The organism is Streptomyces panaciradicis (assembly GCF_023516615.1).
In the GTDB taxonomy this organism is placed as follows: Bacteria; Actinomycetota; Actinomycetes; order Streptomycetales; family Streptomycetaceae; genus Streptomyces; species Streptomyces panaciradicis.
Genome location: NZ_JAMGBF010000099.1, coordinates 1 through 4381, shown reverse-complemented (window position 1 = coordinate 4381; position 4381 = coordinate 1). Strand labels below are relative to the sequence as shown.

The following is a 4381-nucleotide window of genomic DNA, read 5'->3' as shown; positions in this document are numbered from 1 at the left end:
GGCGTCGAGGAGCGCGGCGGCCGCGGCCTGCGGGGTGTCGAAGCCGGCGCGGAAGGCGGCGTCGGCGAGCCGGGCGTCGGCGTCCTTGAGCCGCTGCGCGGAGTCCTCGGCGGCGCGCGCGGCGTCGGCGGCCTCCGTCAGCAGGGCGACCCGGCGCTCCAGCTGGGTGGCGCGGGCCGAGACGCTCGCGGCGGTGCCCCGCGCCTGCGCCAGCTCCTCTTCCAGGGTGGTGCGTTCCCGGTCGAGGGCGTCGCGGCGGGCGACCCGGGAGGCGGCTCGTACGGCGGCCTGCTGCCGGGCGGTGACGCGCCGCTCGTGCTCCTGCTCGGCCTGCCGCAGCCGTTCGCTCGCGGTGTGCAGCGCGGACGCGTCGTCGCGCGCCTCCGCGTACAGCTCCTCCAACTCCCGCACTTGCGCCGCGAGTTGCTCGGTCGAGGTGTCACCGGCCTCGCCCTCGGCGGCGGCGAGTGCCCGTTGGACGATCCCCAGGCGGCGCTCGGCCTCGGCGCGCTGTTCGTCGGCGTGCTGGGAGGCGGCGAGGGCGCGCTCCTCGGTCTCCCGGCCGACGTGTCCGGCGTCCTTGCGGGCCGGTGCCGGGTGTTCGGTGGCGCCGCAGACCGCGCAGGGCTCGCCGTCGCTGAGCTGGGCGGCGAGCTCGGCGGCGATGCCGTTCAGCCGCTGTTCCTTGACGTCCAGCCACTCGGCGCGGGCCTTCAGGGCGCGTTCCGTGGCGGCGGTGACCTGGCGCTGGGCGTCGTCGGTGTCCCGCGCGAACTGGTCGCGCTGCCGGGCCGCGGCGAGCCTCTTGCGGGCGGGGTCGCGCTGCACGGCCAGCTGCTCGGCCCGGGTGGCCGCCTCCTGGGCGGACTCGACGGCGCTGTGGAGGCCGGTGCGGGTCTCCTCCCAGCCGGCCAGCCATGCCTCGGCCTCCTGCAGGACGTCCGCGTCGGCCCGCTCCTCGCGGTCCAGTCCGGCGCGCTCGGCAAGGAGATCGTCCAACCGCTGCTCGGCACGGCGGGCCGACTCGAGGCCGCCCAGCTCCTCGGCCGCACGCCGTGCGGCGACCGCGAGCCCGGAGGCCCCGGCGTGGGCGGAGACGTCCACGCCGTCACCGGTGGCCGCACCGGAAGGCGCGCCCCCCGTTCCCTCCGCCCCGAGGGCGTCCCGCAGCAGGGCGCGCACCCGTGCCTCCGCCCGGGTCGCCCTGTGGTGTTCCGCGTCGGCCGCGTCCCGCAGCTCAAGAGCGGGCGCCACCGCCTCGGCCTTGCGGGCCCGGTCCATGCGTTCCTGCGCCGCCCGGTGGGCGTCGGCGTGCTCCTGAAGCCGTGCGGCCCGCTCCCGTGCCTCGGCGAACCGCTGCTGCAGCCGGGCCAGTTCGCGCGCCTCGCCGAGCTCCCGCTCTGCCGTAGCCTGCGCGGACTCGGCGGCCGTCAGCCGGCAGTGGGCGATCGTCAGCTGCTCGCGGGCGGTCGCGCGGGCGACGGCGGCCGCGGTCAGCACCGCCTCGGCCAGCCCCGGCTCGCCCGGCTGCAGCTCCGGCAGCGTCATCGCGCCGCCGGCCGCCTGCTGCATGCGGTGCGCGTCGGCCAGCAGGCTCGCGTCCCCCTCGCGGACCCGGGCCTCGGCGGCCCGCCGCCGCTCGGCGAGGCGTTTTTCGACCTCGGCGAAGCGGTGGGTGTCGAAGAGGCGGCCCAGCAGCCGGCCGCGGGACTCCGCGTCGGCGCGCAGGAAGCGGGCGAAGTCGCCCTGGGGCAGCAGCACGACCTGGCAGAACTGCTCGCGGCTCATGCCGAGCAGCTGGGTGATCTCCTCGCCGATCTCCTGGTGGGAGCGGCTGAGGTCCTTCCAGGCTCCGGCCGTCGCGTCGTACTCCCGCAGCCAGCTCTGCGCCTTTTCCAGGGTGGTGCCGGAGCCGCGCTTCTTGGGCCGCTCCCACGGCGGTTGCCGGGTGACCTCCAGCCGGCGTCCGGCGACGGTCAGGTCGAGGGTCACCGCGGTGCGGGTGCCGGTGGCCGCGTGGTCGCTGCGCAGGGTCAGCCCCTGGCCGCTCTGGCGGGCGCCCGGGACGGTGCCGTACAGCGCGTAGCACACGGCGTCCAGGACGGACGTCTTGCCGGCGCCCGTCGGCCCGTGCAGGAGGAACAGCCCGGCCGCGGACAGGGTGTCGAAGTCGACGCGCTGGGAGCCGCCGAAGGGCCCGAAGGCGGTGATGTCCAGTCGGTGCAGCCTCACCGCGCCACCTCCCGCAGGACCTCGTCCGCGCGGACCGCGTCGAAGGCGTCGCGCAGCACGGTCCGTTCCCGCTCGTCGGGTCCCGCGCCGCGCACATGGGCGACGAAGTCCTCGGCGATCTCCTGGTCGCTGCGGCCCGCGAGCCGTCCGGCGTACGACACGTCGGGGTCGTCCGGGGCCCGGTCGGGGTCGAAGAGCAGGCTGAGGGTGTGCGGGAAGCGCTCGGTGAGGCGGGCCATGGGGTCGGCCGGGCGGACGGCGTCGGTGAGGGTGGCCTCGACCCACGCCTCCTCGTGCGGGGCGAGAGACGGGTCGGCGAGCAGGTCCTCCAGGGTGCCCCGGACGCGGGCCAGCGCGCGGGGCACCGGGCAGTCGACGCGCTCGGCGGTGACGGCGCCCTCGGCGTCGAGGTCGACCAGCCACATGGTCTTGCGGTGGCCGGCCTCCGAGAAGGAGTACGGCAGCGGGGAGCCGGAGTAGCGGACGCGCTCGGTGATGGCCTGGCAGCCGTGCAGGTGGCCCAGGGCCGCGTAGTCGACGCCGTCGAAGACGCCGGCGGGCACGGAGGCGACCCCGCCGACGGTGATGTCCCGTTCGCTGTCGCTGGCCTCGCCGCCGGTGACGAAGGCGTGGGCGAGGACGACGGAGCGGGTGCCGGGCGCGCGGGTGGCGAGGTCGGCGCGGACGCGCTCCATGGCCGCCGCGAGCACGGTCTCGTGACCGGCCTTCTCCACCCCGAACTCGTCCTTGACGAGGGCCGGTTCGAGGTACGGCAGTCCGTAGAAGGCCACGTCCCCGTGGGCGTCGCCGAGCACCACCGGTGTCCCGCACGCGGCGGGCGCGGTGCGCAGGTGGATGCCCGCGCGCCCGATGAGGCCGGCGCCGACGCCGAGCCGGCGGGCCGAGTCGTGGTTCCCGGAGATCATCACCGTCGGCACGCCGAGGTCGGCGAGGCGGTGCAGGGCGTCGTCGAACAGCTCGACCGCGGCCAGCGGAGGCACGGCCCGGTCGTACACGTCTCCCGACACGACCACCGCGTCCACGCCGCGCTCACGCACGGTCGTGACGAGGTGGCCGATGAACTCGGCCTGGGCCCCGAGCATGTTGACCCGGTGGAACGCCCGGCCGAGATGCCAGTCGGAAGTGTGCAACAGCCTCATGATCCCCGACCCTAACGGCCGGGTCTGACATCACGGGCGGTTACTCCCGTATCGACCCGTCATGAACCGCCTCACACCCATCCTTTATGGGCGTTTCAGGGGGAATGTCAGGCGTCTCCGTAGGCCTCGCCGCCCAGTTCGAACCCGGCCGTCCCGGCCGTGGCGTCGGCCAGCCAGGCACGGAAGGCGTCCACGTCGGCGTCGGGCAGGGCGATCTCGATGACGACGGCCTCGCCGTAACGGACGTCACGTACCTCGCGGCCGGTGGAGCGCAGGTCGTTCTGCACCTTGCCGGCGCGCTGGTGGTCGACGGTCACCGTGGCGAGGCGGAAGCGGCGCCGGGTGAGGGTGCCGAGGGCGTCGAGCGCCTCGCCGACCGCGCCGCCGTAGGCCCGGATGAGGCCGCCCGCGCCGAGTTTGACGCCGCCGTAGTAGCGGGTGACGACGGCGACGACGTAGCGCATCTCGCGGCGCAGCAGCATCTGCAGCATGGGGACGCCGGCCGTGCCGCCCGGTTCGCCGTCGTCGCTGGCCTTCTGCACGGAGGCGTCGGCGCCGATGACGTAGGCCCAGCAGTTGTGGGTGGCGTCCGCGTGCTCCTTGCGGACGGCGGCGATGAAGTCCTGGGCCTCCCGCTCGGTGGCCGCCGGGGCGAGGGCGCACAGGAAGCGGGAACGGTTGACCTCGGTCTCGTGCACGCCCGCGTGGGCCACTGTGCGGTACTCGTCCTGCATCCGCCCAGCCTATGCGGCGGATGCGGACCGGCACCCCGCCGCAGGTGCGGGCCCGCGCCGGGAAGGCTAGGGCGTGTATCGAAAGTCCCGCCCGCCCCGCGACGCCTGGCACGCGCGCTCGCGCCGCGTCCGGCCACCGGACGGGCACCGCTACGCTCGCTGCCGGTCCGCCCTCCCCGGTCGCGACGCTCGCCGCCGGTCCACTCTCCCCGGTCGCGACGCCGGCGCTGGGGCGCGCCGACGGGCCCCGCGCCG

3 protein-coding genes are annotated in these 4381 nt (G+C 75.9%); all 3 read right to left on the bottom strand.

Features of this window, described 5'->3' with window-relative positions; all coding sequences use genetic code 11:
- A partial coding sequence (locus tag M8J74_RS28905) for an AAA family ATPase (protein ID WP_249839263.1) occupies positions 1-2232 on the bottom strand: 2232 nt, incomplete at its 3' end.
- Positions 2229-3392 (bottom strand): exonuclease SbcCD subunit D, encoded by a 1164-nt coding sequence (locus M8J74_RS28900; RefSeq protein ID WP_249839262.1) that lies wholly within the window; start codon positions 3390-3392, stop codon positions 2229-2231. The genes M8J74_RS28900 and M8J74_RS28905, both read right to left, overlap by 4 nt.
- Before the next feature lie 107 nt (positions 3393-3499).
- The gene (locus M8J74_RS28895; RefSeq protein WP_249839261.1) at positions 3500-4126 is read right to left on the bottom strand and encodes a YigZ family protein; all 627 of its coding nucleotides are present in this window, start codon (positions 4124-4126) and stop codon (positions 3500-3502) included.
- Between the last annotated feature and the right edge of the window lie 255 nt (positions 4127-4381).